The organism is Acinetobacter minutum (genome assembly GCF_035916735.1).
Classification (GTDB): Bacteria; Pseudomonadota; Gammaproteobacteria; order Pseudomonadales; family Moraxellaceae; genus Acinetobacter.
The window spans coordinates 1-26,190 of the sequence record NZ_JAQIHG010000028.1; the positions used below are offsets into that span (position 1 = coordinate 1).

Below are 26,190 nucleotides of genomic sequence, written 5' to 3' on the forward strand. Positions count from 1 at the left end.
CATATGGACTGGTATTTATATAAAATCAGGCATTTAGTTGAAAATATGTTTTGTAGGTTAAAGCAGTTTAGAGGAATAGCTACTCGATATGACAAGCTCAAAAGAAATTATCAAAGTTCTGTTGCTTTAGCCTGTATATTTTTATGGCTACCTCTATAGGTTTAATTATGAACAGTAAATGTCAACAGACCCTAATGGACATAAAAAAAGAAGGATAGTTATCCTTCTTTTTTAAATAACACGCTGCGAGGTAGGATCTAGACCCTACCACGAGAAACAAAGCCGACAATCGCAAGGATGACCGCGATGACTAACAATACTACTGCAAAATCTTTGGATAAGCCTGCGACACCACCAAAACCTAGCAGACTTGCAATCAGTGCAATCACAGCAAAAATAATAGCCCAACGAAACATGGCGTATCTCCATATTTTTATTCATGTAAATTCAGTATAGGCACGAGGTTATGCACCCGATATGAGCTTTTTGTTTATAAAGTATCCGTTTTATAAAGATAAGTGAGCAATTTGTAAGAGGGGTTAAGTGCACTGGAACACGCTCAGAAGAGGGTGGAACTGCTATAATCGCTGCTTTGATGTCTTGATCTACATGCCCATGTCCAGCCCACTTCGTCCACAATTCTGGAAAAAATATACCCTCGAACAGCTGAATGATGCTGAGTGGGAAGCCCTGTGTGATGGCTGTGGTTTATGCTGTCTGGTCAAGCTAGAAGATGAAGACACCGCAGAGGTGGCTTATACCAAGGTGGCGTGTAAACTCTTGGATTGCCAGACCGCCCGTTGTCAGGACTATGTACAGCGGCAGCAACAGGTACCTGACTGTATACAGCTAACCCCGGAAAAATTAGCCACCATTCACTGGTTACCCCCAAGCTGCGCTTATCGGCGCCTGAACGAAGGTAAAAATCTGCCTTCCTGGCATTACCTCAATACCGGTTCTCGACAGAGTGTCATTAAGGCCAAGAAATCGGCAGCTGGACGTTGTATTCCGGAAAATACAATCAACGAAGAAGACATCGAAGACTACGTAGTGCGTTGGGTACGTTAACCCTTTACAGTCAAGGCGTCTATTGGGATGCTAACAGCTTCGGGCTTTGCACCATTTGCGATTGTAGATTCGCCCATAACAAAATAGACTAATCCTATCGCCAGCACGAATCATGACCATGTCAGATACTCATATTCCATTGCCTGAACGTTTACGCCCTCGTGATTTATCGGAAATTATCGGGCAGGAGCATTTGCTGGGTGCACAGGCACCATTACGACAAATGATCGATCAGGGGCATTTGCCTTCGATTATTTTCTGGGGGCCGCCTGGGGTGGGGAAAACCACAATTGCTTTGCTGCTGGCCCAAGCGGTTGATCGTCCTTTTGTCAGCCTGTCCGCGTTAAATACCGGCGTAAAGGAACTGCGCGAAGTGATTGCTGAGAGTGGTGATTTACTGACGCCTGTGGTGTTTATCGATGAGATTCACCGTTTTAATAAATCCCAGCAGGACGCCTTACTGAATGCTGTCGAGAAAGGCAAAATTACCCTGATTGGCGCCACGACCGAAAACCCTTCTTTCGAAGTAAACAGTGCGTTGTTGTCACGTTGCCAAGTTTATACTTTAAACAGTTTGGATGCGGAAGCAATCCAGACCTTGTTGAATAAGGCCCTGCAAAATGACGCTTTTCTGAAAGAACGTTATATCCAGATTGAGGAATACGACGCGCTTATTCAGTTTGCGGCGGGAGACGCACGTAAGGCACTGAATCTGTTAGATCTGATTGCTAGCACCTTTGAACCCGATATGGAAAACCACATTACGAATGCGATTGTGGTGAAAGTTGCACAGCAGAATATTGCCCGTTATGACAAGTCGGGTGAGCAGCATTACGATCTGGCATCGGCATTTATCAAATCGATTCGTGGCAGTGATCCAGATGCTACCTTGTACTGGATGGCTCGCATGCTGAAAGGTGGTGAAGATCCGGTTTTTATTGCGCGCCGTATGCTGATTGCCGCCTCTGAAGATATTGGTAATTCCAATCCAAACGCTTTATTGCTAGCAGGTGAGTGCTTCCGTTCCGTGCAGGCGGTGGGGATGCCGGAAGCACGGATTACCCTCGGCCAGACGGCCGTGTATCTGGCGACCAGCCCGAAAAGTAACAGTACCTACCTGGCGATTAACCGTGCCTTGGCACTCGCAGAGAAAACAGCCAATTTGCCGGTACCGTTACATTTGCGTAATGCACCTACCAAATTGATGAAACAGCAAGGTTACGGCGTAGATTATCTGTATCCTCATGATTATCCGGAGCACTTTGTACTGCAAGAGTATCTACCGCCTGAGCTGCAAGGTACCAAGCTGTATGAGTCAGCACGAAACAAACGCGAAGTTGAAGCTGAACGTTTGCAACAGCGTCGTTGGATGCAGCAGCAACAGCAGCAATAAAAGTGTTTCTATGCGGAGGTGGGCATGATCTGTTGGACTCAAATCCTGCCCCTCCACGCCTGAATCGCGACAAAAAATGTAAACTGCAAAACGTAATTCTTACAAAAGGATAATAATTAGACACATTTGAGTGCTGCTTTTTTAAGATTCATTTCAGTTTCGAGCCGAATACTCGTTTGCATCGGGTATAAGGATGGTTCGAATGACCTTATTCAAACAGCAGTTTCCAATCGAGTTTCAAGATCGAGAAAAGCGCTTTAAGGTCTATTTTGTGGATCAGGCACATTTTCTGCGAAACGATTGTGAACATTTTATTCAACAACGTTTTCAGGCGATTTATCATGCCAATATTCATCAATTTTTACCTTATTTTTTAGCGATTTTTGATCAGAACAATAGCTGTCAGGCGGTGGTCGGATTACGTTTCGCCACAGAGCCAGCACTTTTTTTAGAACAATATTTAGATCAACCGATTCAAAATATTATTAGTGAAAAAACCGGTAAATCCTTTGCACGTCCACAGATGGTTGAAGTTGGGAATTTATCGGGCATCCATCATGGTAGTTCCAGACTGATCATTATTTTTCTTACCTGGTTACTGGCTCATAATCATTATCAATGGGTGGCGTTTACCGGACATCATCACCTGATCAACAGTTTTAAGAAACTCGGCTTGAGCCCGCTCGCCTTACAGGACGCTGATCCTGCACGTTTGGAGCAGGGGCAGCAGGATTGGGGGAACTATTATTCTTTTCAGCCGCATGTTTTTGCTGCGGACGTGAAGCAATGTGCGCTTAACCTCAATCAATTAGGCGTATTTCCTTTACTGGGTTTAGCAGCTTTTGAGGAGAATATTGATGATGTCGCCTGAGGTGAAACAATTTATCGCCCAATTGCAGCAATACCAACAACAACAGCCACAAGCGATTGCCTTGCAGGATCAGACCCAACAGGTAAATTACGCCACCTTGTTGCAGGAGGTTTTTGATCGTCAGCGCAAACTAGAGCAGGCTCAGGTTGGTACAGTTGCGTTGTATCTAGAGAATTCAGTCGATTTTATGTTGTGGGATTTGGCTTTATTACTGGCCGACATTCCCAGCATTTTGTTGCCGCCATTTTTCTCAGCTTCACAATTACATTATTGTCTGGACATTTCTCAAGCCGATACGGTGATTGCACCTGCGGACTTTTTTCTGTTTGAAGCCGAGAATGCATTTATCCATGCTGGCGAGTTCTGGAAACGGCAGACGTGTTCTTCCGTTGAACTCCCTGAAGGTACTCAGAAACTGACGTTTACTTCCGGAACCACAGGACAGCCGAAAGCGGTTTGTTTAAGTAGCGGACAGATTCTGCGTGTGGCAAAAGCCTTAAGTGAAGCGATTACCCCGAATGATCCGCAACATCATTTGGCGATCATGCCACTTGCGGTCTTACTCGAAAATATTGGCTGTTATGCCATTTTACTCCGTGGTGGCTCGGTTGAATTGGCACCAGCAGCGGTATTGGGCTTGCAAGGTGCAAGCGGGCTGAACCTTGCACAATTTAGCCAGTATTTGCAGCAGTCCAAACCGCAGAGTGTGATTCTGGTGCCACAGATTTTGAGTGTTTTGACCCAAGCTGTGCAAAACAAAGCGTTAAATCCGCAAGATTTCCGCTTTGTTGCGGTGGGTGGCGGGCATGTCAATCCGGATCTTTTGGCACAGGCCAAAGCCAGCGGCTTGCCGGTCTTTGAAGGCTATGGGTTATCAGAATGTGCTTCGGTGGTGGCGCTGAATACCTTGCAACAAAGTAAAGCGGGCAGTGTCGGTAAACCTTTACCGCATGTGCAGGTCAAAATTGCGGAAGATGGAGAAATTCTGGTGGCGGGCAACCGCTGTCTGGGCTATCTGAATGCTGAAAATCAACCGGATGCCTATTGGCCAACCGGAGATTTGGGTCATTTTGATCAAGAGGGCTATTTATATATTCACGGCCGGAAAAAACATCAGTTTATTACTAGTTTTGGTCGTAACGTCAATCCGGAATGGGTGGAAAGCTTGTTGAGCCAAACCGGTGTGATTGCCCAAGCCTTCGTTTATGGAGAGGCTTTGCCGGAAAACTATGCCTTGCTTTGGCCTGTTCAAGCCAATGCCACCGATCAGGAGATTGCCCAAGTGGTTGAGCGTGCAAATGCCCAGCTTCCTGACTATGCCCAGGTCAAGCATTGGGTCCGCTTGGCTGAACCTTTTAGTCCTCAGAACCAGCTCGCGACCTCTAATGGACGGCTCAAACGTGAGGCGATTGTCCAACGCTTTCAACATAATTTTATTTAAATTTAGGAATACAATGATGAAATTCTTCGACAAATTACAGCAAGCAACAGCAGAGCAACGTCAAACTCTTTTAGCTACGTCGGTGATTCAAGATGCGCTCAAGTCACAGCTCTCTTTAGAACAATATTGCGCATTTTTAACCCAAGCTTATCATCATGTGCGTTTTACCGTACCGTTGATGATGGCTGCAGGAGCAAATTTGCCAGAGCGTTTGTCCTGGTTGCAGCCGGCGATTTGTGAATATATTGAAGAAGAAGCGGGTCATGAACAATGGATCTTAAATGACCTGAAAGCCTGTGGTGTTGATCCTGAACAGGTCAAAAACAGCCGCCCAAGCTTGCCAATCGAACTGATGGTGGCCTTTTTGTTTGACCAAGTCCGTCGTGTCAATCCAATTGCCCTGTTTGGTATGGTGAATGTACTGGAAGGAACCAGTGTATCGGTTGCGACAGAAGCTGCGGATAAAATCCAGCAGCATCTAAAATTGCCGAATCAGGCCTTTAGTTATCTGAAATCGCATGGCAGTCTGGACATTTCACATATGCAACATTTCGAGAAGTTGATGAACCAGGTTCAAGATGAAAAAGACCAGCAAGACATCATTCATTGTTCAAAAGTGGTGTTTAAACTTTATACTGAAATGTATGAACAAGTGCCACAGATCAGCCAACAATTTGCCGCTTAAGGAGCGAGATTATGCAACTTTCCAAGGCACAGGTATTACTGACTGGGGCAAGCGGTGGAATCGGTTTAGCACTGTGTGCGGCATTATGCAAAGAAGGCGCTAAAGTCCTTGCTGTGGCCCGTAATACCCAAGTTTTAGAATCACTCGCTGCACAATATCCGGCACAGCTTGAAATTCTTAAAGCTGATTTATTGCAAGCTACGGATTTGATGAAAGTCGTGGAAATTGCCTCACAAAAGGCGAATCTAAATACCTTGATTCATGCGGCGGGGCTTAATCATTTTGCTTTGCTTGAGCACCAATCTGCAGAGCAAATCCAAAAATTGGTCCAGTTAAATGTCACGACACCGATGATTCTGACTTCGGCGTTGATTGAAAAACTGAAAAGTCAGCCTGAGGCCAAGATTGTCAATGTGGGGTCAATTTATGGTTCATTGGGTTTTGCTGGCTACACCAGTTATTGCGCGACCAAATTTGCAGTGCGTGGTTTCTCGGAAGCTTTGCGACGTGAATTGGCGGATACGGCTGTGCAGGTGCTCTATGTGGCCCCGCGTGCCACCAAGACCAGTATGAATTCATCCGCGGCCCAACAATTAACGCAAGCGATGGGCGGTAAAGAAGATTCTCCAGAATTTGTGGCGAAGAATATTATTCAAGCCATTCAGCAGAATAAACAAAATATTTATCTGGGTTGGCCAGAGCGAGGCTTTGTACTCATTAATTCGATTATGCCGCATTTGGTGGATCAGGGGGTGCGAAAGCATTTACCCTTAATCCGCCAGTTGAGTCAGTAAAAGTACAATACGGCACATAATCAGTTTTGACGCTGAGTTTTGTTCGAAGATCTGTGAGAAACTGGTCTATTGTCCCTTGATGTGGATAGAAATAAAGTATTTGTCGGCTGTCATCAGTTGGGCAGCTAAATCAGTCTATGTAATAGCATATTGAGTTTAATATTATTTTTTTGAATAGAAAAAGCCCAACGTCCTGTTGGGCTTTTTCGTATTTACTGCTTAGGTAGGGCTGCTGTTCTACCTCACTTTCCTGGTGCTGGAACTTATCATTTTTGTTTTTTGTTCCGGAACATCCTGTTCCTGTATGACTTCATCATAAGCAAAAAATAGTTGTTGCCCTAGCCGCAAAATCCCTAAATGCATGTGCGCCATGGCTTACAAAAATGGCTAAAAGTTATCCCATTTTTATCAGCAGAAATTGAGGGTGATTTCTACCCTGAGCATCTGATGGAATCAGGAAAAATATAAAATAGGCTAGTTTTAAACAGATTGACTGACGAGAGATGTCAGAATTGAATATAAAAAAATGACTTGTTTCTAAATCAGTTTTTTGGGTTTTCGTCCTCGATTTCTTATCGCATAGACATTTTAATTGGTGAATAACACAATAAAAAACCGAGCCATTCGACCCGGTTTTTTATTTGAAGCAATTCAGATTAGATATCTGAAAGGTCGATGCCGATACGGGCAGCCACTTCTTCATATGCTTCAACCACACCGCCTAAACCTTGACGGAAACGGTCTTTATCGAGTTTTTTCTTGGTGTCCTTATCCCACAAACGGCAACCGTCTGGAGAGAATTCATCACCCAATACGATACGGTCGTGGAACACACCGAATTCAAGTTTAAAGTCAACAAGCAGCATGTTGCCTTTGTCGAACAAATCTTTGAGCACTTCATTCACTTTATAAGTGAGATCTTTCATTTGAGCCAACTGTTCAGCTGTTGCCCAACCCAAAGCGATTGCTTGAGATTCGTTGACCATTGGATCGCCCAACGCATCATCTTTAAAGAACAATTCAAATGTTGGTGGAGTCAGTTCTTTACCTTCTTCTACACCGAGGCGGCGGCACAATGAACCCGCAGCATAATTACGGATGACACATTCAACCGGAATCATTTTAAGTTTTTTCACTAACACTTCATTTGGTGTTAGCAGTTTTTCAAAGTGAGTTTCAATACCCGCTGCTGCCAGTTTTTCCATGATGAAGGCATTGAAGCGGTTGTTCACCTTGCCTTTGCGATCTAGTTGTTCGATCTTTTCGCCATTGAACGCAGAGGCATCATCACGAAAGACTAAAATCAGGTGGTCGGCAGAGTCTGTTTCATAAACAGATTTTGCTTTACCAGTATAGAGCAAGGCTTGTTTTAACATGGGGGAACCTTTTTCAAAAATATGCCTAATGACTAGGCTGGCCAATTTTGATAAATCTGGGCTAGCAATTCCGCAGCTTTTTCGCGCTCGGCAAAACTGTTGTCAACATTGAAGACCGCTAGATTATGACTTGAACCAACAGACGTCAGTCTTAACACATAGGTTTGGTTATCGAGCTTCAGGGTGACTTCATACCCATTTTTGCTTTGGCCAACGATGGTATAGTTAAGGCTACTGAGGGTGGCAAGTGTATATTGCCAAATTGTAGCAGAATTTCCTTCGATTTTAAGCAACGGATTTTGATTTCCGTCGGTGACCAGCTGCGGACGCCCAACCGTATCATTCTGTTCAGATACGGTATTGTTGATTTGTGCAGCATTTGGACGTGGCATTTCAAAACGGTTGCCGCGTGCATTGCTGTAGTTTGGAGCATTCTGTAACGCCAGTGGTTCGACCAGTGGCGCAGGGTACAATGGTGTCACTGGTCGCACTAACGCACCTTCAGGATATTTTAGCGGTTCAAGTGTTGTGGTGTATTTGTAATCCAGCGAGCCGTTATTAATGGCCAGATGACTACAACCCGCTAAGCTAAAAACTGAAAGTGCAAGGGTTAAACCAGTACGTAATTGCATAATGTTGTGCTCTTATATTAAATCACACCTGCGGCTTGAAGTGCTTCGCGTAATGGTGTGCGGTATTGTTCTGCAAGTGGCGTCAATGGTAGACGGATGCCGGTACCAATCATGCCCATTTCATGGAGTGCCCATTTCACCGGAATCGGGTTGGATTCACAAAATAGAATATTGTGTAAATTTGCAACCTTATTATTCAGTTCTTCTGCCAGCGTGGCATTTCCTGCAAGCGCAGCAGCACAAATCTCGCTCATGATTTTTGGCACAATGTTGGCAGTCACAGAAATGTTGCCTTTCGCGCCTAAACCCATCAATTGATATGCTGTGGCGTCATCACCCGAGTAAACGGTCATGCTCTTGCCTTGCAGGCCTTCGATCAGTTGCTGGCCACGCGGAACATCACCTGTAGCATCTTTAATCCCGACGATTTGTGGAATATCGGCCAAACGGATCACTGTTTCATTCAGCATATCCACACCGGTACGGCCTGGTACATTGTACAGAATCTGTGGCAGATCAACGGCTTCTGCAATGGCTTTATAATGCTGGTATAAGCCTTCTTGGGTCGGTTTGTTATAATAAGGTGTCACTAAAAGTGCAGCATCCGCGCCCAGTTGTTTTGCTTCTTGAGTCAGTTCAATCGCTTCATGGGTTGAGTTTGCACCCGTACCGGCAATGACAGGGATACGTTTGTTGGCCACACGAATGATTTCTTTGATCACTTGGGTGTGTTCAGCCATGCTTAAGGTAGAGGCTTCGCCTGTGGTACCTACCGCGACAATACTGTTGGTGCCTTGCTCAATATGCCATTCGACCAGCTTCTCGAGACCCTTCCAATCTACGCTGCCATCTTCGAACATAGGGGTGACGATTGCGACAATTGAGCCTTGAATGGTCTGTGCTTGCTGAGTCATTTTAAAAAAATATCCTATTTATCCATCCGAATGAGAGTGAAAAGAGGGGGGCTGGATGGTTGCAGTATTTTGAATTCAAGCGAGTATCAACAAGACGATGCCTATTGAATAATGCTTACCCAAATTATGACTGATGAATCGGGTAAGAACAATATGCTTTAGTCAAAGCGCTTTAAAACTTTAAAAAAAGTAACAATAAAAATAGTTTAGCTGTTAATGATCCGTAAATTTTAAGGTTTTTTCAGGCCCATCAAACCGCTGATGTATAGGCTTTTAACTCGGTTAATACTGGACTTTAGTGGTAGGCTGGCTTGAATCTGACCAGCTTTTCTGTATCTAATGCGTGGGTTTTGATCTAAAATTTATATGTTATAAAGATGAGCTCATACAATTAGCCAATTAATAAACCTAATAATTTTTTTTAAATGATCACTAAAATAAATCCTAATAATTGTTTTTAAATATAATTAGAAAATCTATTTTAGGTATAAAAATATGAAATGGTGATTGAAATCACATCATATTCTTTAGTTTTTTGCTCAGAATTCAGATTTTATTTATTGCTTTTTTGCCTATCTTTTCAGCTCAGTTAAAATGAGAAAGTTCCATTATCATCCGAATTAATCCTTAATTTTCTAAAACTTATTGGTAGTTAATTCTGTTCAGGCCTTCGTAGATGATTGCTCGCTCATCTGAATACTGATTAAAACAAGGAATTCTCCAATGGAAAGATCAGGTAACAAACATTCCGTTATTACTGTCGCGATCTGCTTTTTGATCGCGGTTATTGAAGGCCTGGATATTCAGGCTGCGGGTATTGCTGCCAAAGGGATTAGTGAGTATTTCGCACTGGATAAGTCACAATTGGGTATTTTCTTCAGCGCAGGGATTCTGGGGCTACTCCCGGGTGCGTTGATTGGCGGTCGTTATGCCGACCGTATTGGCCGTAAAAAAGTCTTGATCTGGTCGGTTGCCACCTTTGCTGTATTTACCTTATGTACTGTATGGGTAAACAGTTTCACCAGCTTGCTGGTGGTGCGTTTCCTCGCCGGTGCAGGCTTGGGTGCTGCGATGCCAAACTTGATTACGTTGGCTGCTGAGTCGGTACGACCTGAAAATCGTGGCCGTGCCGTGGGTCTGATGTACTGTGGTATGCCAGTGGGTGCAGCAATTTTATCCTATATTGCCAGCCTGGATTTCGGTACAAACTGGAAAAACATTTTCTATCTCGGTGGCTTATTGCCAATCGTAGTAGTTCCACTGATGATGTGGTTGCTACCAGAATCACGCGAGTTCTTGAAAGCGCAGGACAAACAGCAAGCGGCTGAGCCACAGGGTTCTTTCAAAGACCTGTTTAACAGCGAAAACCGTGTGCGTACCTTGCTGCTCTGGGGTAGCTATTTCTTGACCTTGATGGTGGTTTACATCATGTTGAGCTGGTTGCCATCATTATTTATGGAACTTGGTTTCTCCCGCAAAGAGGGCAGTACAGCACAGTTCTTCTTCATGATCGCAGCAACTTTCGGTACGGTGATCCTGGGCATGCTGACAGACCGCTGGAAGAAAGCCTACGTGATTATCTTGATGTACGGTGGTATTACGGCTGGCCTATTCAGCTTGAATGCAGCAGTTTCATTGACCAACATGTACTGGGCAGCGGCATTAACAGGTGCATTCGTGATTGGTTGCCAAGGTGTGCTGTATGCGTTTGGTAGTATCGTGTATCCAACCAATGTGCGTGCAACAGGTGTAGGTATGGCTTCTGCAGTCGGCCGTGTTGGTGCAATGCTCGGACCAGCAATTGCGGGTCAGTTATTAGCTGCTGGTTTCGGTGCTGCTGGTGTCGTTTCTGCTGCGATTCCATGTATCATCGTGTCTGCAGTCCTGATGTTGTTGGTGGTACGTAGCTTGCCGAATCAGGCTGCTGCAACTCAACCTGCACAATCTGGTTTAGAAACTTCATGATGATTGCTTGCTGAATGCAGCAAGCCTACATGAGCAAAAAGCCCGCGATCCATCCGCGGGCTTTTTTGCTGGACAAAATTGCCGATTAATGAGGTTTCAGATTTCATCTGACCATGCTAACAATACAGACCATGACTGAATAAGGATCAGCTGCTATGAAACTGTCCAAGCATGATGCGTTAATCGTGGTCGATGTGCAAAATGGCTTTACCCCAGGCGGGCAACTGGCCGTTGCCGGGGGGGATGAAATTATTCCCTGCATAAATCAGCTAGCACATTGTTTTGACAATATTATCCTGACGCAGGACTGGCATCCTGCCAATCATGTTTCTTTCGCGGTCAACCATCCCGGTCAACAGCCCTATGACAGTATTCTTTTGCCTTATGGTACGCAGGTGCTTTGGCCGGTGCATTGCGTACAGGGCACGGCAGACGCGGAATTGCATCCAGACCTGGATTTACCGATGGCGCAGCTGATTATCCGTAAAGGCTTTCATCCCCAAATTGACAGCTATTCAGCCTTTATGGAGGCAGACCGGCAGACCAGCACCGGACTGGCAGGCTATTTGAGGGAACGTCAGATTGATACGGTATATGTGGTCGGTTTGGCGACTGATTTTTGTGTGGCCTGGACGGCACTGGATGCCCGAAAACTGGGCTTTCATGCCTATGTGATTGAAGATGCTTGTAAAGGGATTGACCTAAACGGCTCGCTGGCCGAAGCCTGGCAGCGTATGCAACAGCAGGGTGTGCATCGTATTCAGTCCACAGATCTTTGTGCGTAGAGGACAGTTTTATTCAGTATGTACAGCCTTGATATAAAAAAATGATGATGTGATCGTTGTTGCTTATTTGTTTAATACGACAGCGCTGCTTATAGTGATTTCATGCCATCTGTCCTCAGGATGAACTGCAATTGATAGGAAATCTGCATGTCCATAGCTGTACCTGCCTCTCCCCATACTGAACTGTCACGCGGCTTTGTGCTGATTATGTCCCTGGCCTGCGGGCTATGTGCCGGTGCTAACTATTTTAACCAGCCGCTGATTTATGCGATTGCCACAGACCTGCATACGACGACTACACAGGCCGCATTAACGGTGGTTTTGGCTCAGGTGGGTTATGGTTTGGGATTGCTGTTTCTGGTGCCCTTGGGGGACTTGCTGGAAAAACGACGTTTTATTATCAGTCTGATGATACTCAGTGCTACGGCGCAAATTCTACTTTCCTTCAGTGACAGTTTAGCTCTGCTGTATAGCATGACTTTGGGGGCTTCCTTTTTTTCCATCGCGGCACAGGTACTGATTCCATTTGCTGCGACGCTCAGCCCATCCCATAAAAGTGCTGAAATTGTGGGGGTACTGATGAGCGGTCTGGTCATGGGTATTTTGCTGGCGCGTACTTTTGCCGGTTTTATTTCGACCACTTTATCCTGGCATTATGTGTATTTGCTGAGTGGCATATTTACGCTGATGTTTGCTGTCGTGATGTGGCACAAGTTACCCACGACCCAGCCGAACCGGGAGTTGAAACTGCTGGGAATTTACCGTTCCTTGATCGAGCTGGCTTATCAGCAGCCACATTTGATCCGGCGTGGCATTGCGGGCGGATTGGGTTTTGGGATTTTGGCCATGATCTTTACCACAATGACCTTTATCCTGGCCAATCCTCCATATCTGTTTAATGAATTCCAGATCGGGTTGTTCGGTTTGTTGGGCGTGATTGGAATTTTTGCCACACGCTGGTCAGGTAAAACCATCGGGCAGGGGAAAGAAAACTTCGTTGCTATCTTATGTAGCAGTCTGTTGTTACTCGGCTGGATTCCGTTGGCATTTGCCCGCATGAATCTTGGTCTGTATGCACTTGGGGTATTGATGTGTTATTTCGGTTTGACAGCATTTCACGTGCTGAACCAGAACTTGGTTTACCGGATTTCCATCCATGCACGTTCCCGCATTAATGCCGTTTATATGACTCTGTATTTCTCTGGGGCGGCATTGGGATCGCTGTGTACGGTGTATGCCTGGGCACATTGGTCATGGCCCGGCTGTGTACTTTTTGGCATTATGTATGGCAGTCTGATTCTTGCCATCGACCGTTATGATTTTCGTCAGATGCGACAGGCCGATTCATCTTCTGTCTCATGATGGGATGAGTCTTCTGTTGCATGAAAAGTCATAAAAATCTGTAGGGCTGACACATCGTCGAGTGAAATTGCAGGCGGCATCTGGCTTCAAATTTGTTATAGTGCAAATAATCATCAATACGCGATAACTTGCTGCTTCATTTAAGCATTAAAAAATAAAGACAACAGCATGAAAAATAAGATAAAAAACATTCCTGGTCATTTTGTAGCTGGACCTGTTAGACCTATTCTGGTGATGGGGGTACTGTCACTTACCGGTTGTCAGGTCTTGCAAATGCCGGAAACGGGTGCTGATATCCAGCTGCCTGCCCAGTTTACCGACATGCCCAGTCAGCCTGTACAGCGCTTGAGTTGGTCAACCTATTTTACCGATCCGGTGTTGCAACAGTTACTGCAGCAAACTTTGCAGCATAATCAGGATTTGCAGCTTGCTGCACTACGGGTCGCTGAAGCTCAGGCCATGTATGGAATTCAGCGAGCTGAACTGTATCCGCAGTTGGGCTTGGGTACTGATTTTAGCCGTAATCGGGTGCCTGCTGACTTGTCGCCTCTTGGACAGTCATATATTGCCAACCAGTTTCAGGTTGGGGTTGGGCTGCAAAGTTGGGAGCTGGATCTCTGGGGGCGTATCCGCAGTTTGAAACAGGCAGCACTCAAGCAGTTTATGGCCCAGCAGGCCAATCAGATCGCAGTACAGAACAGCCTGATTGCCCAAGTGGCTTCGGTGTATCTGAATTTAAGTGCTTTGGATCAGCGGGTTGAACTGGCTGAGCATGCAGTAGGGAGTTATCAAAATTCGGTACGCATCTTTAAGCGCCGTTATGACGTCGGTTCAGGTTCCAAGGTGGAATATACGCAGGCTCAGACCCTACTGAGCAATGCGCAGAATTTGCTGGCACAGTTACAGCAGGCCCGTGCCAGTCAGCAGAATTTGCTGATCCAGTTGGTGGGGCGGCCTGTTCAGCTCACCCGACCCACGCCATTAAGCCAAATTCAATGGGCACATCAAGCGCAGGCAGTGGGCTTACCATCGGATTTACTGCTGAACCGGCCTGATTTGCGGGCAGCTGAATATCAGTTACAGGCACAAAGTGCCAATATTCAGGCAGCCCGTTTGGCCTTTTTTCCCCGTATCAGTTTGACTGGTGGCTTTGCGACAGCCAGTGGTGAACTGGAGGGTTTATTCCAGCCCCAGAGTCAGTTGTGGCAGTTTGCACCGAGTATCAGCATCCCGATTTTTACCGCTGGCCGTTTAAAGGCCAATCTGAATCTGGCACAGGTTCGTCAGCAGATGGCGGTGCAGGAATATGAAAAAACCATTCAAAACGCGTTTCGCGAAGTCCGTGATGCCTTGCAGAATGAAGATTGGCTGACCCGGCAATTGCAGATTCAAGGCCAGGGTTTAAAGGCTTTCCGTGAACGGGTGCGGCTGGCACAACTCAGCTATGACAATGGTGCGGTCACTTATCTCGAAGTGCTGGATGCCCAGCGCAGTTTGCTGGCCGCAGAACAGCAGGCTGTGGAAGTACAAAGCGCTTTACTGAAAAACCAAGTCGCGTTATATCTGGCTTTAGGTGGTGATATCAGCCTGACTCATCGGGTATAGGCTTCAATGAGACAAACAAAGAGAAGCTCATGAAAATAAAAAAACTGCTTTGGCCCATAGCGGCTGTTTTGGTGCTGATCTTGCTTGGGTATTACCTTTGGCAACGCTTCCAGCAGCCCGATACGCAGGGGCTCATTAGTGGTAATGGCCGGATTGAAGCGACTGAAATTGATATCGCCAGTAAATTACCCGGACAGTTAGAGCAGGTCTTGGTCAAAGAAGGTGAGTTTGTGGAGGCCGGTCAGATCCTGGCGAAAATTAAAGTTTCTTCGCTTGAAGCCCAGCTCAATGAAGCCCAAGCCCAGCAACAGCAGGCAGAGAATGCTGTACTGACAGCACAGGCACAGGTGGCGATGCGGCAAAGTGACAAAGCTGCGATGTTGGCGATGGTGTCACAGCGCGAAACTGAACTGAATGCGGCGCAGCGCCGGTTGAAACGTACTGAAATTCTGGCCAAAGAAGGCGCATCCTCCTTACAGCAGCTAGATGATGACCGATCCAATGTGCAGCGTGCGATTGCTGCATTGAATACGGCTCAGGCACAGGTGGCCAGTGCCGATGCGGCGATTAAGGCGACACAGGCACAGGTGATTGGTGCTGAGTCTGCCGTGAAAGCAGTGAAAGCCACCATCCAACGTATCCAGTTTGATCTTGATGACAGCCAACTTAAAGCACCGTTAAAAGCTCGGGTGCAGTACCGCATCGCCGAGCCAGGTGAAATGATTGCAGCAGGTGGCAAGGTACTGAACCTGATTGACCTGTCCAATGTGTATATGACCTTTTTCCTGCCCGAAACTGTGGTGGGACAAGTAGCGATTGGCACTGAAGTGCGGATTGTGCTGGATGCCGCACCGAATGTGGTTATTCCTGCCAAAGTGTCTTATGTGGCCGATACGGCCCAGTTCACCCCGAAGACTGTGGAAACCCAGAGCGAGCGGCAAAAGCTGATGTTTCGGGTTAAAGCTCAGGTAGACCAAGCGGTTTTGCAAAAGTACATGACTCAGGTCAAAACCGGTTTGCCCGGGGTGGCCTGGATCAAGCTCGATCCAAAGCTGGCCTGGCCGGCTCAGCTGTCACGTAAGGTGCAATGATGATCTTGCCCTCTGTTGTGGTCGAGCTGCAGCAGGTTAGCTTGCAGTACGCACGGGTCAAGGCACTGGATGCGATTGACCTGCAGATTCCTGCCCAGAAAATGGTTGGGCTGATTGGCCCAGACGGGGTGGGCAAGTCCAGTCTGTTGGCCCTGTTGGCCGGTGCACGCAAGGTGCAGCAGGGCCAAGTCATTGTGCTCGGCGGTGATATGTCACATCGCCATCATCGTGAAATGATTTGTCCGAACATTGCCTATATGCCACAAGGGCTGGGTAAAAATCTCTATCCCACCCTGTCGGTTGAGGAGAATCTCCAATTTTTTGCCCGGCTATTTGGTCATGACCGTGCCGAACGGCGCAAACGTATTGATGATCTAACCCAGAGTACCGGTTTATATCCTTTTCTAGACCGCCCGGCTGGAAAGCTTTCTGGCGGGATGAAACAGAAACTGGGGCTGTGCTGTGCCCTGATCCATGATCCTGACTTGCTCATTCTGGATGAACCCACGACCGGGGTGGATCCACTGGCACGGGCACAGTTCTGGCAACTGATCCAGCGGATCCGTCAGACCCGACCACAGATGAGTGTAATCGTGGCAACCGCTTACATGGATGAAGCACAAGGATTTGACTGGCTGGTAGCAATGGACGCAGGCCGGGTTCTGGCTACCGGAACACCCCTTGATCTTCTGGCCTCGACCCAGAGCCAGTCGTTGGAAGAAGCGTTTATCCAACTGTTACCAGAAGAGAAAAAAAAGGGCTATCAACCCGTAGAAATCCCGGCACTGGAACTGTCATCGACAGCGTCCTATGCCATTGAGGCGAAAGATCTGACCATCCGTTTCGGGGATTTCACTGCAGTCGATCACGTCAACTTCAAAGTGCAGCAAGGTGAAATTTTCGGGTTTTTGGGATCCAATGGCTGTGGCAAAACCATGACCATGAAAATGTTGACCGGTTTGTTGCCGGCCACTGAAGGTCAAGCCTGGCTTTTTGGCAAACCGGTTGATGGGCATGATCTGGCAACCCGGCAACGCGTCGGTTATATGTCGCAGTCTTTCTCTTTGTATGGAGAACTCACGGTACGGCAAAATCTGGTGCTGCACGCCCGCTTGTTTCATGTGCCTTCTGAGCAGATCACCCCGCGCGTGGCGGAGATGTTACAACGCTTTGACCTGGAAAATGTGCAGGATGAGCTACCGGAAAAGTTACCTCTGGGGATCCGACAGCGTTTGTCACTTGCTGTGGCGATGGTGCATCAGCCGGAAATCCTGATTCTGGATGAGCCGACGTCGGGTGTGGATCCAGTGGCACGGGATAATTTCTGGCGTTTGCTGGTGCATTTATCCCGACAGGACAAGGTCACCATTTTTATTTCCACCCATTTCATGAATGAAGCATTGCGTTGTGATCGTATTTCACTGATGCATGCCGGACAGGTGCTTGACAGTGATCAACCTCAGGCCCTGATCGAAAAACGGGGTGTCGAAACTTTGGAGCAGGCATTTATTGGCTATCTGCTGGAAGCGGGAGCGGGCAGTCTGCATCTGCAGGATCAAGAAAGCACTACTCTGAGTTCGTCAGACATCACTACTGCATCAAAACGCCAACTGTTTAGTCCGCTGCGTATGCTGAGTTACGCCTGGCGAGAAACGCTGGAACTGCGCCGTGATCCGGTCCGTTCTACCTTGGCATTACTGGGTTCGATCATCCTGATGTTTGTGATTGGTTACGGTATTAGCCTGGATGTTGAGGATCTCAGTTATGCGGTACTCGATCATGACCAGAGCAGTCTGAGCCAGAACTATGCACTGAGCCTGTCCGGGTCACGCTACTTTATTGAACATGCACCGATCCGGGATGATCAAGACATGGATGAACGGATGCGCAGTGGCGAGCTGGCGCTGGCTCTGGAAATCCCACCGGGTTTTGCCCGGGATGTGGCCCGTGGTCAGAATGTTGAAATCGGTGCCTGGATTGATGGCGCCATGCCGATGCGTGCAGAAACCGTCCAAGGCTATGTTCAGGGGATTCATCAGTCCTGGTTGCTAGAACAGGCACAAGCACGGCAGGGCGTATTGCCGACTGCAGCCATTTCAATAGAAACCCGTTTCCGTTATAACCCGGATGTGCGCAGCCTGCCCGCCATGGTTCCTGCGGTGATTCCCTTATTGCTTCTCATGTTGCCAGCCATGCTGACCGCCTTGGCTGTGGTACGGGAAAAAGAGCTGGGCTCGATTATCAATCTGTACGTGACACCCGTCACCCGTACCGAATTCCTGTTGGGTAAACAGCTGCCTTATATCGCTTTGGCCTTTTCCAATTTTCTGCTGATGTGGCTGCTAGCCGTCACTGTCTTTGGGGTGCCAATGACAGGCAGTTTTCTGACCCTGACACTAGCGACACTGTTATTCATCGTGATCTCGACGGGGATGGGCTTACTGGCTTCGGCGCTTACCAAAAGCCAAATTGCCGCTATGTTTTTTGCCATGCTCGGTACCCTGATACCCGCAGCGCAATATTCCGGCCTGACCAATCCGGTGTCTTCACTTGAAGGGGCGGCACGGGTGATTGGGGATTTGTATCCTGCGACCTATATGATCATGATCAGTCGTGGGGTGTTTAATAAGGCACTAACCTTTCAGGATTTATATCAGTCGATCTGGGCACTTTGTGCCGCAATTCCGGTGGTAATCGGCATTGCGATTTTACTGCTCAAGAAACAGGAGCATTAGTATGATCCGACAGAAGCTGGCGAATATCTATCATCTTGGGGTTAAGGAGTTGTGGAGCCTGTGGCGTGACCCGATGATGCTGTTTCTGATTATTTATACGTTTAGTATCGGGATTTATACGGCAGCCACAGCCATGCCGGAAACGCTGAATGAAGCTGCCATCGCGATTGTTGATGAAGATCAGTCGCCATTGTCCAACCGGATCGTGTCTGCTTTTTATCCCCCGCAATTTAATCCCCCCCAGCTGATTAATCTGAATCAAGTTGACCCAGCCCTGGATGCCGGTTTGTATACCTTTGCCCTAAATATTCCACCGAATTTTCAGCAAGAGGTTTTAGCGGGGCATCATCCGCAATTGCAGCTGAATGTGGATGCCACCCGGATGAGCCAGGCCTTTACCGGCAGTGGCTATATTCAGCAAATTGTCCATGCCGAGGTCAACGAATTTGTGCAGGGACACCGCCAGGAGACGACTTTGCCAGTTGAGCTGACTTTGCGTGCCCGTTTTAATCCCGGGCTGGAAGAGGCCTGGTTTGGCAGTTTGATGGAAATCATTAACCATGTGGCGATGCTTTCCATCATTCTCACGGGCGCAGCACTGATCCGCGAACGTGAACATGGCACTGTTGAGCATTTGCTGGTCATGCCGGTAACGGCCACTGAAATCATGCTGGCAAAAGTCTGGTCGATGGGATTGGTGGTGTTGCTGGCAGCATCAGCCTCTTTACAATTTGTGGTGCGTGATCTGCTGAATGTACCGATTGAAGGTTCCATCCCCCTCTTTTTGTGTGGCGCTGCCTTATCGCTGTTTGCCACCACATCAATGGGAATTTTTATGGCGACGGTAGCGAAAAGCATGCCGCAATTTGGCTTGTTGATGATCATGACCCTGATTCCACTGCAAATGCTATCGGGTGCGATGACCCCTCGGGAAAGCATGCCGGAGATGGTGCAGAACATTATGTTACTGGCGCCCACGACCCATCTGGTGCAGCTCGGGCAAGCCATTTTATTCCGTGGTGCCGGTATCGAAGTGGTATGGAGTTCATTTTTATGGCTACTGGTGATTGGTTGCTGCTTCTTCTTTTACTCACTGAAGCGTTTTCAAGTCACCATTAAGACCATGGCCTGAGCACGAAGGTCATGATAAAAACATCCAAATAGACCCAGAACCGCTATGCAGATTACCTTACATCGTTGTGCTGGACTGTTACAGAACACTCTTGCACGTGGTTGGCCACTGTATGTGTTTTTTGATGGGGAACTGGTCGCTCAGTTAGCGCTGGGAGAAACCCGGTCATTGCAATTGCCTGATCGCATGGGACATTTGTGTGTTGGTTTAGCTCAACCCACATTAAAGCCAATTAAACCGGCGCTTGAAGCGTGTTATTTTCGTAGTCAAACCTTGCAGATTAGTCTGGTTGATGCGGATCAATATTTTTCTATCCGTACACGGTTTTGGGTGATTGCGGATATTCTGAACCTCGGCCTGCTGCCTTATTTTGCGCAGCGCTGTTTGTCGATAGACCGAATACTGGGTGAGACAGCAAAATCTATACACTAGTGCGCTGTAATCGTTCTAAAAATGCAATGCTGTGTCTAAAAATAGAGGATAGGTTACATCAGGGATAACGATTAAGATAGCGACATACTCAGTGAGAATCTCACGACACAGAATAGCCACAGGAGCAGACCCATGTCATTCTTAGCTCAAATTTTTAGTTCAAAACAAACCCCAGACCAGGCACAATCAGCGACTTTTCTAGAGCAGTTAGCACAGCGCCGTACCATTTATCGTATTGGTAAAAACGTGAGTCAGCAGCCACAAGCATTGGATCAAACCATCCGTCAGGCGGTTCGCTTAGGTCCATCAGCATTTAACTCACAGTCTTCGCGGGTCGTGAACCTGTTTGGTCAAGCCCATCAAGATTTCTGGGATATGGTGAAGGAAAAGTTGCGTCAGATCGTACCCGCTGAGAATTTTCAGGCTACCAGCGATAAAATTGACAGCTTTGCTGCCGGTTTTGCGACAGTTCTGTTCTTTGAAGATCAAAATGTGGTGAAAAGCTTACAGGAACAATTTGCAGCATATGCGGACAATTTCCCAATCTGGTCAGAACACTCTACGGCGATTGCCCAGTTTGCAGTTTGGATGGCGCTATCGGAACAAGGTTTAGGGGCCTCTCTACAGCATTACAACCCGATTGTCGATGAACAAGTCGCAGAACGATTTGGCATCCCTGCCCACTGGAAATTACGTGCACAATTGGTATTTGGTTCGGTCGAAGCAGCGGCGGGTGAAAAAGACTTTATTGCCGATGACACACGTTTTAAAACCTTTTACTAATTGTTCTACGGTGTATAACAGCTCAATACATCAAGCGATTGACACTGATCAGACGATCGTAGCTTGATCAAACAAAGAAGCCTCAACACTTTTGAGGCTTCTTTGTTTTTCAGTTTGGTATAAGCGCTGACCGGACTGAATTTCCCTTTTTTGCTGTAATTATTATGATTATTTTATGTATGTGGAACAACCTGTCCCTTTATGAGTTCAGAATACTGCAGAGCTTTGTAGAGAAATAGGCGAAAATGCCTCAAGCTTGTGTAAGCCATCGCTGACAAGAGGTTGGATGAAAAAGATGGATTGTACAGATGCTTTTGATCTGGCCTTATAAACCATAAAACGCTGAACATATTCTTGACTAAATCCAAAACAGGTCAGGAGACGTTTGGTAAAATATCTTTGGGTTTGCCCGTTCTTGAGATTTATTCAAGGGATTGATCACAGCATGAAAAAACAGCATTTACCAGAAAAAACCTGTGCCTATTGTCAACGGCCTTTTCTTTGGCGCAAAAAATGGCAGCGCTGTTGGGATGAGGTCCGTTATTGTTCAGAACGCTGCAAGCGTCAGGCACGCATCGAACAGCGTTTGTCAGGCTTCTGAGCCTTGAGGGAACAGGCTACCCGATTGATTCAGAAGCAACATGGTGGATTATCCCAAGGAAATCCGATCCGCATTAATCGCCAGCATAACCCCGACAATAAAAAGGCTACAGTAAAGAGCAAACCATACAATCATGCGCTTAAAGGCTTTGTCTGAAATGGAACTGTCGGCGTATTTCTGTGGTTTTTTAGGGGGTTGTTCATTCTGCATCACGACATCTCTTCATGCTTATCAGATGACTCGATTATCTGAAGCTGATGACGGTATGCCTAGATACAAAATCGCAGAGATAAACTATAACAGATTCGGATTGAGTGCCCATCTGTTATAGTCTATCTGTTTTTACTCTTGAATATGGGCAATCAAGATATCTAATGCCTGCGTTATGCCGGGCGTGAACTCGAAAGAACAGTTGATGCGAATGGCGTTCTTATTCTGCTGCGTGGCATTAAATAAACTGCCAGGTGCCACGCTGATCTTGTGATTGAGCAGCTTTTGATAAAGTAAATTACTGTCGAGATGTGACGGAAGTTCGATCCATAAAAAATAGCCAGAAGGATAATTCATCACTTGGCAGTGCTGTACTAAGCGCTCATTAAGATAGTCATGATATTGTTTTTTTAGTCGTTTTAACGCCTTACGCACGGATTTTAAATGTTTTTCATAATGCCGGTGTGACAGATATTCGACGAGCGTACTTTGGATCAGCGGGTTGACGGAAAGGGTACTCATTAACTGTAAATGCTGAATATGCTCGGAAAACTTGCCTGCATACACCCAGCCGACCCGGAAGCCCGCGCCCAAGGTTTTCGAGAAGGATGAACAGTGCAGCACTAAATTCTTTTCATCCAGAGACTTCAGAGCCAGAGGTTTTTTCTGGCCATAATACAGCTCTTCGTAGACATCATCTTCAATCAAATAAACCTCATGCTGATGGAGGATTTCGGCAAGCTGAATTTTAATTGCATCGCTAACAGTGAAACCAATCGGATTATGGCTGTTCAGCATCAGCAGGCAGACTTTAATCGGATAATCATTGAGGGCTTGTTGCAGAGCGATCAAATCAAGCCCATGCACGGGATGCTCGGGGATGGTGATTACGGTTAAACCCAAGCGTTCAGCGGCCTGCCAGGCACCGTAAAAGACCGTTTCCTGCAATAAAATGTAGTCTCCTGCTTGCGTGACTGCCTGCAAGGACAGGTTGAGTGCATCAAGGCCACCTGAAGTGATGACAATATCGGATGGATCGGTTGGAATCCCTTGCATGCAGTAACGTTGGGCGATGAGCTTGCGTAATTCATAGTGACCCGGCGGCAAACTTGGCATTTGTTCATAGCTGCGTCGCTGTTTGGCGCGTTGTCCCAAGGTCTGCATTAATTTCGCCGAATAAAGCAGCTGGCTGTCAGGAAAGGCACTTCCCAGCGGCAGTATCCCTTCAGCTTGAACCGATTTCAGGTATTGAAAAACCACTGAATTAATGGCGATTTTATCGTTACGAATCACACTGTTTTTTTGTAGATCCGCACGATGATCGGCCACAAAATAGCCTGATTTTTCTCTGGAATAGATTAAACCCTGTGCTTCGAGTTCCTGATAGGCATTCAGCACGGTCATTAGGCTAAAACCTGACTGTTCAACCTGCTGGCGCAATGAAGGGAGTTTCTGATGAGGTTGCAAAGTGGCACTTTCAATCAAATGCTTCAGGCTTAATGCCAATTGTTCTGATTTATACATAATCACAGGCCTGTTACAGATGGTGAGTTCATCAGAGAGGGATCCCAAGACTGCAAAATAGGGTGTTGTCCGGCGTTCAGTAGCTATGTACGGTTCATTTTCAAATTATCCTGACAGTAAACCTAGCAATCCGAATGCTGATATCTACGGATGACAGTGTTCTTACGCCTCTGTTATAGCGTTTTCTGCATTTTTTGTAACTACTGTTTTCTTCGTCCGCAACTTAAGATCTTGCCTTCATCCATTTGATGGATCGATGAAAAGCTGTGCTTCCAATCAAAAATGAGAAGTCGTAGCTTAAAAATCTTGAGTAAGGAATAGGTGAAACGGTGAACGCATGTTTGTAACCTCACAGCTGAATACGCTGAGTCAGCTGATAGTCGGGCACAATCTTTCTGGCGGTTTAAGCGATCAACTGCAGCAGGATGATCCTCATCTCGAAGCCAAGCTGCTTCGTGCCAAAGTACTGCGTCATTCTGCGGCATCTACGGTTCACTATATGATTCAACCCCAAACGCAGAAAAATACGGCTTGGGCTTCTGTATTTGCACCGTTTATTTTGGCCAACCTGAATAAACCGGTTATTTATCAGACCTCCCAGACATCGTCCGGAGTGAAATTTTTAAATCTTGATCGTCTGAAAGACCGAACACCGCAGCTTACTCATCATGAAACACTCCGTGACTTGGGATTATTTTTGCAGTTCGCTCTTGATACGCGAAGTGAGTCTGATTTTATTTATGCAGCGCTCCTGCAAGCCTTATCTCATGCCGAAGTGTCTTGCATTGTGTTGATGACCGATCTACCGTTGGATCCAATCATTAAAAACCAGCTCGAAGCATTTTTTAAGGTAACGTTACTCGTATTGTCATGCACGGATGACATTAGAATTGATCTGGAGCAGATTGAACTCAGACAATTACTGTTTAAACAGAAAGACGCGTATCACGCTGCATTGTGTACGGCATTCTCTCGATACAATGCCGAGATTTTGCAGGCAATTGGTCTCTATAGCTTGGAGCAGGGCTGTCATTTGGTCGAGGATATGTTTTATGCCGAACATCTCTATGAAAAAATTTCGGTCTATAGCGAATATATGCAGACCCGATGGCAAAATGCTCCGCTTCTTTGCGTCTAAAAACGGGTTTGTTACGTGAGCTGAAAGCCAAAGATGGTTGCGGGCAGGGGACATCGGCATGAGTATCGTAATGCTATTCCGCTCTGTACCAGTTGAACCTCTCCGAAGCCTGTTTGGATGAGGGCCTTCGGGCGAGTGTAAAGCAGGGCCTTGAGATATTTAGGGATGCCTTATTCAATTGATACAATAAATTATTATTTAATAAAACGTTATAATATGCTTTTGATGAAATTGATCGGTCTGCATGGTTTTAATATTTTTGATGTCTATTATTATAATTTCATGTGAAATTTAACCTATTTTATAATTCATATCACAGGTAATTTTATCAGCGAATTTTTGATTAATTTTGTTAAATATGTCACATATATTCATCAAAAATTATTACATTTTAAACTCAGCTCCACCCTGCTGTGAATAAATAGGTTTTATGGACATACTATATTTTATTTAAGAACAAGAAATTAGAAATCTCTTCAGAATAAAATCTTTTACAATAAAAAATAAACAATATAATAATTCTATATCGACAGCCCCTCACCTCGATAGCCAAAAAATATTTTATTTTTTAAGGTATAAAATGAAACTAAATTCAAAGAAAATTTCTGCACTTAGTTTGGCTGTAATTTTTGCATTTGCAGCCCAAACCCAGGCAGCGCCAGTGGCAGAACCAGCATCAAAACCCGTTTTGATTTTGAATGAAGCGATTGCCAACAAGGCGGTGATCAAGGGTGAGTATGCAGTCTTAAAACTAGAACACCTCGATCTTGCTCCAGAATTGAAAGGTGTGCAGTTTGATTTCAATGAATTATTGAAAGCACGTGATTACATCGTGAACGCTGGCTACGATTCAGCGGCTGCCGAAAAAGACTATGCGTTATTTTCTTATAGCCGCTCTGCAAGCCGTACGATGGATCGTAAAATTGAGCAGCTAAAAGGTGCAGCACACGAACAATATATGGCGACCCTTGATCAGGCGTTTAAACGGGCGCCTGTTTTAGCCTATTATGAATATATGACCACCGGCCAAGCCCCTCAACAAAAAGATTTGTATTCCCTCGTACAACATCAGAATGAGAAATATGGGCACTTGCGTTTAACTGAGTTGCCGATGGCATTACAAGGTGAGAAAAATGACCTGTTTCTGCTCAACTTGCTCAGCAAGGTCATCATGCCAGCAGACTCGGTGCTGACCTATCACTGGCATAAAACGCTATCAAAAAATAACACGGTACCATTCAAAGTAGAGTCAAACATGACTTGGGGTGACCTGTTTACGGCAAACCGTACCCAGCATGCTCAAGCGGCGATGAAAGCAGATGAAGAAAATGCACAGCAACCTCTTGAGATCGCAGCATCTGCCTTATTAAAGCAACAACGTCAGGATCAGCAGAAAGTGGCGATGACAACCAATTAAACGATTGGAACTTTATTTTTGTTTGAAAACAGGTATTGATATACCTGTTTTTTTATTTTTAATGGGTATCAGTTTCTATACATAGCTTGGGAATAACCCGATTAATCCAGAGGATTATAGGGGTGTCCATCATTGTAAAGAAAATGCTTTAGCATCCATGAGGCTTTGTTGCACAAACCTATCTGTAAAGGCTTTTTCAGCGATATAATTTTCAAATGAAGAAGCCTACACACAAA

The 26,190-nt window shown here is 46.1% G+C and carries 24 protein-coding genes and 1 pseudogene; 19 read left to right on the forward strand and 6 right to left on the reverse strand.

Annotated features, from left to right (window positions below; all coding sequences use genetic code 11):
- Positions 1-159 (forward strand): annotated as a pseudogene (locus PAE54_RS10390) (IS5/IS1182 family transposase); the annotation flags it as partial.
- Positions 160-257: 98 nt separating this feature from the next.
- Here PAE54_RS10390 and PAE54_RS10395 read toward each other — a convergent pair.
- Positions 258-416 carry a DUF1328 domain-containing protein gene (locus PAE54_RS10395; RefSeq protein ID WP_273777916.1) on the reverse strand — a complete coding sequence of 53 codons (159 nt, stop codon included), beginning with the start codon at positions 414-416 and terminating at the stop codon, positions 258-260.
- Between the two features lie 199 nt (positions 417-615).
- Here PAE54_RS10395 and PAE54_RS10400 point away from each other — a divergent pair, with 199 nt between their 5' ends.
- From PAE54_RS10400 to PAE54_RS10425, 6 genes are all read left to right on the forward strand, one after another.
- Positions 616-1,068: a YcgN family cysteine cluster protein gene (locus tag PAE54_RS10400; protein WP_442784396.1), complete on the forward strand. Its 453-nt coding sequence runs from the start codon at positions 616-618 to the stop codon at positions 1,066-1,068.
- A gap of 118 nt (positions 1,069-1,186) precedes the next feature.
- Positions 1,187-2,461 carry a replication-associated recombination protein A gene (locus PAE54_RS10405; RefSeq protein ID WP_326519384.1) on the forward strand — a complete coding sequence of 425 codons (1,275 nt, stop codon included), beginning with the start codon at positions 1,187-1,189 and terminating at the stop codon, positions 2,459-2,461.
- A 202-nt stretch (positions 2,462-2,663) separates the two neighbouring features.
- The gene (locus PAE54_RS10410; protein WP_273777920.1) at positions 2,664-3,332 is read left to right on the forward strand and encodes a thermostable hemolysin; all 669 of its coding nucleotides are present in this window, start codon (positions 2,664-2,666) and stop codon (positions 3,330-3,332) included.
- Positions 3,319-4,773, forward strand: a complete 1,455-nt coding sequence (locus PAE54_RS10415) for an AMP-binding protein (protein ID WP_326519385.1) — start codon at positions 3,319-3,321, stop codon at positions 4,771-4,773. The genes PAE54_RS10410 and PAE54_RS10415 overlap by 14 nt, the downstream gene beginning before the upstream one ends.
- 13 nt (positions 4,774-4,786) lie before the next feature.
- A complete protein-coding gene (locus PAE54_RS10420; RefSeq protein WP_273777924.1) occupies positions 4,787-5,458 on the forward strand; it encodes an iron-containing redox enzyme family protein in 672 nt (223 codons plus the stop codon).
- 11 nt (positions 5,459-5,469) lie between these two features.
- Positions 5,470-6,252: an SDR family oxidoreductase gene (locus PAE54_RS10425; protein ID WP_326519386.1), complete on the forward strand. Its 783-nt coding sequence runs from the start codon at positions 5,470-5,472 to the stop codon at positions 6,250-6,252.
- A 656-nt stretch (positions 6,253-6,908) separates the two neighbouring features.
- On the opposite strand, the gene purC is transcribed toward PAE54_RS10425, so the two are convergent.
- The 3 genes from purC to dapA are packed head-to-tail and all read right to left on the reverse strand — an operon-like array spanning position 6,909 to position 9,174.
- Positions 6,909-7,628: a phosphoribosylaminoimidazolesuccinocarboxamide synthase gene (gene purC, locus PAE54_RS10430; protein ID WP_273777927.1), complete on the reverse strand. Its 720-nt coding sequence runs from the start codon at positions 7,626-7,628 to the stop codon at positions 6,909-6,911.
- A gap of 32 nt (positions 7,629-7,660) precedes the next feature.
- Complete coding sequence (locus PAE54_RS10435) at positions 7,661-8,260, reverse strand: lipoprotein-34 precursor (NlpB) (protein ID WP_273777928.1); 600 nt, start codon at positions 8,258-8,260, stop codon at positions 7,661-7,663.
- 17 nt (positions 8,261-8,277) lie between these two features.
- Complete coding sequence (gene dapA / locus PAE54_RS10440; protein ID WP_326519387.1) at positions 8,278-9,174, reverse strand: 4-hydroxy-tetrahydrodipicolinate synthase; 897 nt, start codon at positions 9,172-9,174, stop codon at positions 8,278-8,280.
- A 723-nt stretch (positions 9,175-9,897) separates the two neighbouring features.
- On the opposite strand from dapA, the gene mhpT reads away from it, so the two are divergent.
- The 10 genes from mhpT (at position 9,898) to PAE54_RS10490 (ending at position 21,665) form a co-directional block, all read left to right on the forward strand.
- Positions 9,898-11,139 carry a 3-(3-hydroxy-phenyl)propionate transporter MhpT gene (gene mhpT, locus PAE54_RS10445; protein WP_326519388.1) on the forward strand — a complete coding sequence of 414 codons (1,242 nt, stop codon included), beginning with the start codon at positions 9,898-9,900 and terminating at the stop codon, positions 11,137-11,139.
- 155 nt (positions 11,140-11,294) lie between these two features.
- A complete protein-coding gene (gene pncA / locus PAE54_RS10450) occupies positions 11,295-11,924 on the forward strand; it encodes a bifunctional nicotinamidase/pyrazinamidase (protein WP_326519389.1) in 630 nt (209 codons plus the stop codon).
- Positions 11,925-12,071: 147 nt separating this feature from the next.
- Positions 12,072-13,286 carry an MFS transporter gene (locus PAE54_RS10455; protein WP_326519390.1) on the forward strand — a complete coding sequence of 405 codons (1,215 nt, stop codon included), beginning with the start codon at positions 12,072-12,074 and terminating at the stop codon, positions 13,284-13,286.
- A 168-nt stretch (positions 13,287-13,454) separates the two neighbouring features.
- Positions 13,455-14,891, forward strand: a complete 1,437-nt coding sequence (locus tag PAE54_RS10460; RefSeq protein WP_326519391.1) for an efflux transporter outer membrane subunit — start codon at positions 13,455-13,457, stop codon at positions 14,889-14,891.
- A 29-nt stretch (positions 14,892-14,920) separates the two neighbouring features.
- The gene (locus tag PAE54_RS10465) at positions 14,921-15,982 is read left to right on the forward strand and encodes an HlyD family secretion protein (protein ID WP_326519392.1); all 1,062 of its coding nucleotides are present in this window, start codon (positions 14,921-14,923) and stop codon (positions 15,980-15,982) included.
- A complete protein-coding gene (gene rbbA / locus PAE54_RS10470; protein WP_326519393.1) occupies positions 15,979-18,717 on the forward strand; it encodes a ribosome-associated ATPase/putative transporter RbbA in 2,739 nt (912 codons plus the stop codon). The genes PAE54_RS10465 and rbbA overlap by 4 nt, the downstream gene beginning before the upstream one ends.
- A gap of 1 nt (position 18,718) precedes the next feature.
- Positions 18,719-19,849, forward strand: coding sequence for an ABC transporter permease (locus PAE54_RS10475; RefSeq protein WP_326519394.1), 1,131 nt, complete (start codon positions 18,719-18,721; stop codon positions 19,847-19,849).
- A gap of 45 nt (positions 19,850-19,894) precedes the next feature.
- The gene (locus tag PAE54_RS10480; RefSeq protein WP_326519395.1) at positions 19,895-20,281 is read left to right on the forward strand and encodes a hypothetical protein; all 387 of its coding nucleotides are present in this window, start codon (positions 19,895-19,897) and stop codon (positions 20,279-20,281) included.
- A 132-nt stretch (positions 20,282-20,413) separates the two neighbouring features.
- Complete coding sequence (locus PAE54_RS10485; protein ID WP_326519396.1) at positions 20,414-21,064, forward strand: nitroreductase family protein; 651 nt, start codon at positions 20,414-20,416, stop codon at positions 21,062-21,064.
- A 445-nt stretch (positions 21,065-21,509) separates the two neighbouring features.
- Positions 21,510-21,665 (forward strand): DUF2256 domain-containing protein, encoded by a 156-nt coding sequence (locus PAE54_RS10490; RefSeq protein WP_273777942.1) that lies wholly within the window; start codon positions 21,510-21,512, stop codon positions 21,663-21,665.
- Between the two features lie 48 nt (positions 21,666-21,713).
- Here the strand turns inward: PAE54_RS10490 and PAE54_RS10495 are convergent, their stop codons facing one another.
- Both PAE54_RS10495 and PAE54_RS10500 read right to left on the reverse strand, forming a co-directional pair.
- Positions 21,714-21,875 carry a hypothetical protein gene (locus tag PAE54_RS10495; RefSeq protein WP_326519397.1) on the reverse strand — a complete coding sequence of 54 codons (162 nt, stop codon included), beginning with the start codon at positions 21,873-21,875 and terminating at the stop codon, positions 21,714-21,716.
- Positions 21,876-22,007: 132 nt separating this feature from the next.
- A complete protein-coding gene (locus PAE54_RS10500) occupies positions 22,008-23,399 on the reverse strand; it encodes an aminotransferase-like domain-containing protein (protein WP_326519398.1) in 1,392 nt (463 codons plus the stop codon).
- Between the two features lie 337 nt (positions 23,400-23,736).
- On the opposite strand from PAE54_RS10500, the gene PAE54_RS10505 reads away from it, so the two are divergent.
- Together PAE54_RS10505 and PAE54_RS10510 are read left to right on the forward strand one after the other, a co-directional pair.
- Positions 23,737-24,537 carry a hypothetical protein gene (locus tag PAE54_RS10505; protein ID WP_326519399.1) on the forward strand — a complete coding sequence of 267 codons (801 nt, stop codon included), beginning with the start codon at positions 23,737-23,739 and terminating at the stop codon, positions 24,535-24,537.
- Between the two features lie 580 nt (positions 24,538-25,117).
- The gene (locus PAE54_RS10510) at positions 25,118-25,954 is read left to right on the forward strand and encodes a hypothetical protein (protein ID WP_326519400.1); all 837 of its coding nucleotides are present in this window, start codon (positions 25,118-25,120) and stop codon (positions 25,952-25,954) included.
- Positions 25,955-26,190: the final 236 nt, after the last annotated feature.

Coding starts and splice junctions, on each gene's coding strand:
- PAE54_RS10395 (WP_273777916.1), bottom strand. CDS start 416: ATGTTTCGTTGGGCTATTATTTTTGCTGTGATTGCACTGATTGCAAGT.
- PAE54_RS10400 (WP_442784396.1), top strand. CDS start 616: ATGTCCAGCCCACTTCGTCCACAATTCTGGAAAAAATATACCCTCGAA.
- PAE54_RS10405 (WP_326519384.1), top strand. CDS start 1,187: ATGTCAGATACTCATATTCCATTGCCTGAACGTTTACGCCCTCGTGAT.
- PAE54_RS10410 (WP_273777920.1), top strand. CDS start 2,664: ATGACCTTATTCAAACAGCAGTTTCCAATCGAGTTTCAAGATCGAGAA.
- PAE54_RS10415 (WP_326519385.1), top strand. CDS start 3,319: ATGATGTCGCCTGAGGTGAAACAATTTATCGCCCAATTGCAGCAATAC.
- PAE54_RS10420 (WP_273777924.1), top strand. CDS start 4,787: ATGATGAAATTCTTCGACAAATTACAGCAAGCAACAGCAGAGCAACGT.
- PAE54_RS10425 (WP_326519386.1), top strand. CDS start 5,470: ATGCAACTTTCCAAGGCACAGGTATTACTGACTGGGGCAAGCGGTGGA.
- purC (WP_273777927.1), bottom strand. CDS start 7,628: ATGTTAAAACAAGCCTTGCTCTATACTGGTAAAGCAAAATCTGTTTAT.
- PAE54_RS10435 (WP_273777928.1), bottom strand. CDS start 8,260: ATGCAATTACGTACTGGTTTAACCCTTGCACTTTCAGTTTTTAGCTTA.
- dapA (WP_326519387.1), bottom strand. CDS start 9,174: ATGACTCAGCAAGCACAGACCATTCAAGGCTCAATTGTCGCAATCGTC.
- mhpT (WP_326519388.1), top strand. CDS start 9,898: ATGGAAAGATCAGGTAACAAACATTCCGTTATTACTGTCGCGATCTGC.
- pncA (WP_326519389.1), top strand. CDS start 11,295: ATGAAACTGTCCAAGCATGATGCGTTAATCGTGGTCGATGTGCAAAAT.
- PAE54_RS10455 (WP_326519390.1), top strand. CDS start 12,072: ATGTCCATAGCTGTACCTGCCTCTCCCCATACTGAACTGTCACGCGGC.
- PAE54_RS10460 (WP_326519391.1), top strand. CDS start 13,455: ATGAAAAATAAGATAAAAAACATTCCTGGTCATTTTGTAGCTGGACCT.
- PAE54_RS10465 (WP_326519392.1), top strand. CDS start 14,921: ATGAAAATAAAAAAACTGCTTTGGCCCATAGCGGCTGTTTTGGTGCTG.
- rbbA (WP_326519393.1), top strand. CDS start 15,979: ATGATGATCTTGCCCTCTGTTGTGGTCGAGCTGCAGCAGGTTAGCTTG.
- PAE54_RS10475 (WP_326519394.1), top strand. CDS start 18,719: ATGATCCGACAGAAGCTGGCGAATATCTATCATCTTGGGGTTAAGGAG.
- PAE54_RS10480 (WP_326519395.1), top strand. CDS start 19,895: ATGCAGATTACCTTACATCGTTGTGCTGGACTGTTACAGAACACTCTT.
- PAE54_RS10485 (WP_326519396.1), top strand. CDS start 20,414: ATGTCATTCTTAGCTCAAATTTTTAGTTCAAAACAAACCCCAGACCAG.
- PAE54_RS10490 (WP_273777942.1), top strand. CDS start 21,510: ATGAAAAAACAGCATTTACCAGAAAAAACCTGTGCCTATTGTCAACGG.
- PAE54_RS10495 (WP_326519397.1), bottom strand. CDS start 21,875: ATGCAGAATGAACAACCCCCTAAAAAACCACAGAAATACGCCGACAGT.
- PAE54_RS10500 (WP_326519398.1), bottom strand. CDS start 23,399: ATGTATAAATCAGAACAATTGGCATTAAGCCTGAAGCATTTGATTGAA.
- PAE54_RS10505 (WP_326519399.1), top strand. CDS start 23,737: ATGTTTGTAACCTCACAGCTGAATACGCTGAGTCAGCTGATAGTCGGG.
- PAE54_RS10510 (WP_326519400.1), top strand. CDS start 25,118: ATGAAACTAAATTCAAAGAAAATTTCTGCACTTAGTTTGGCTGTAATT.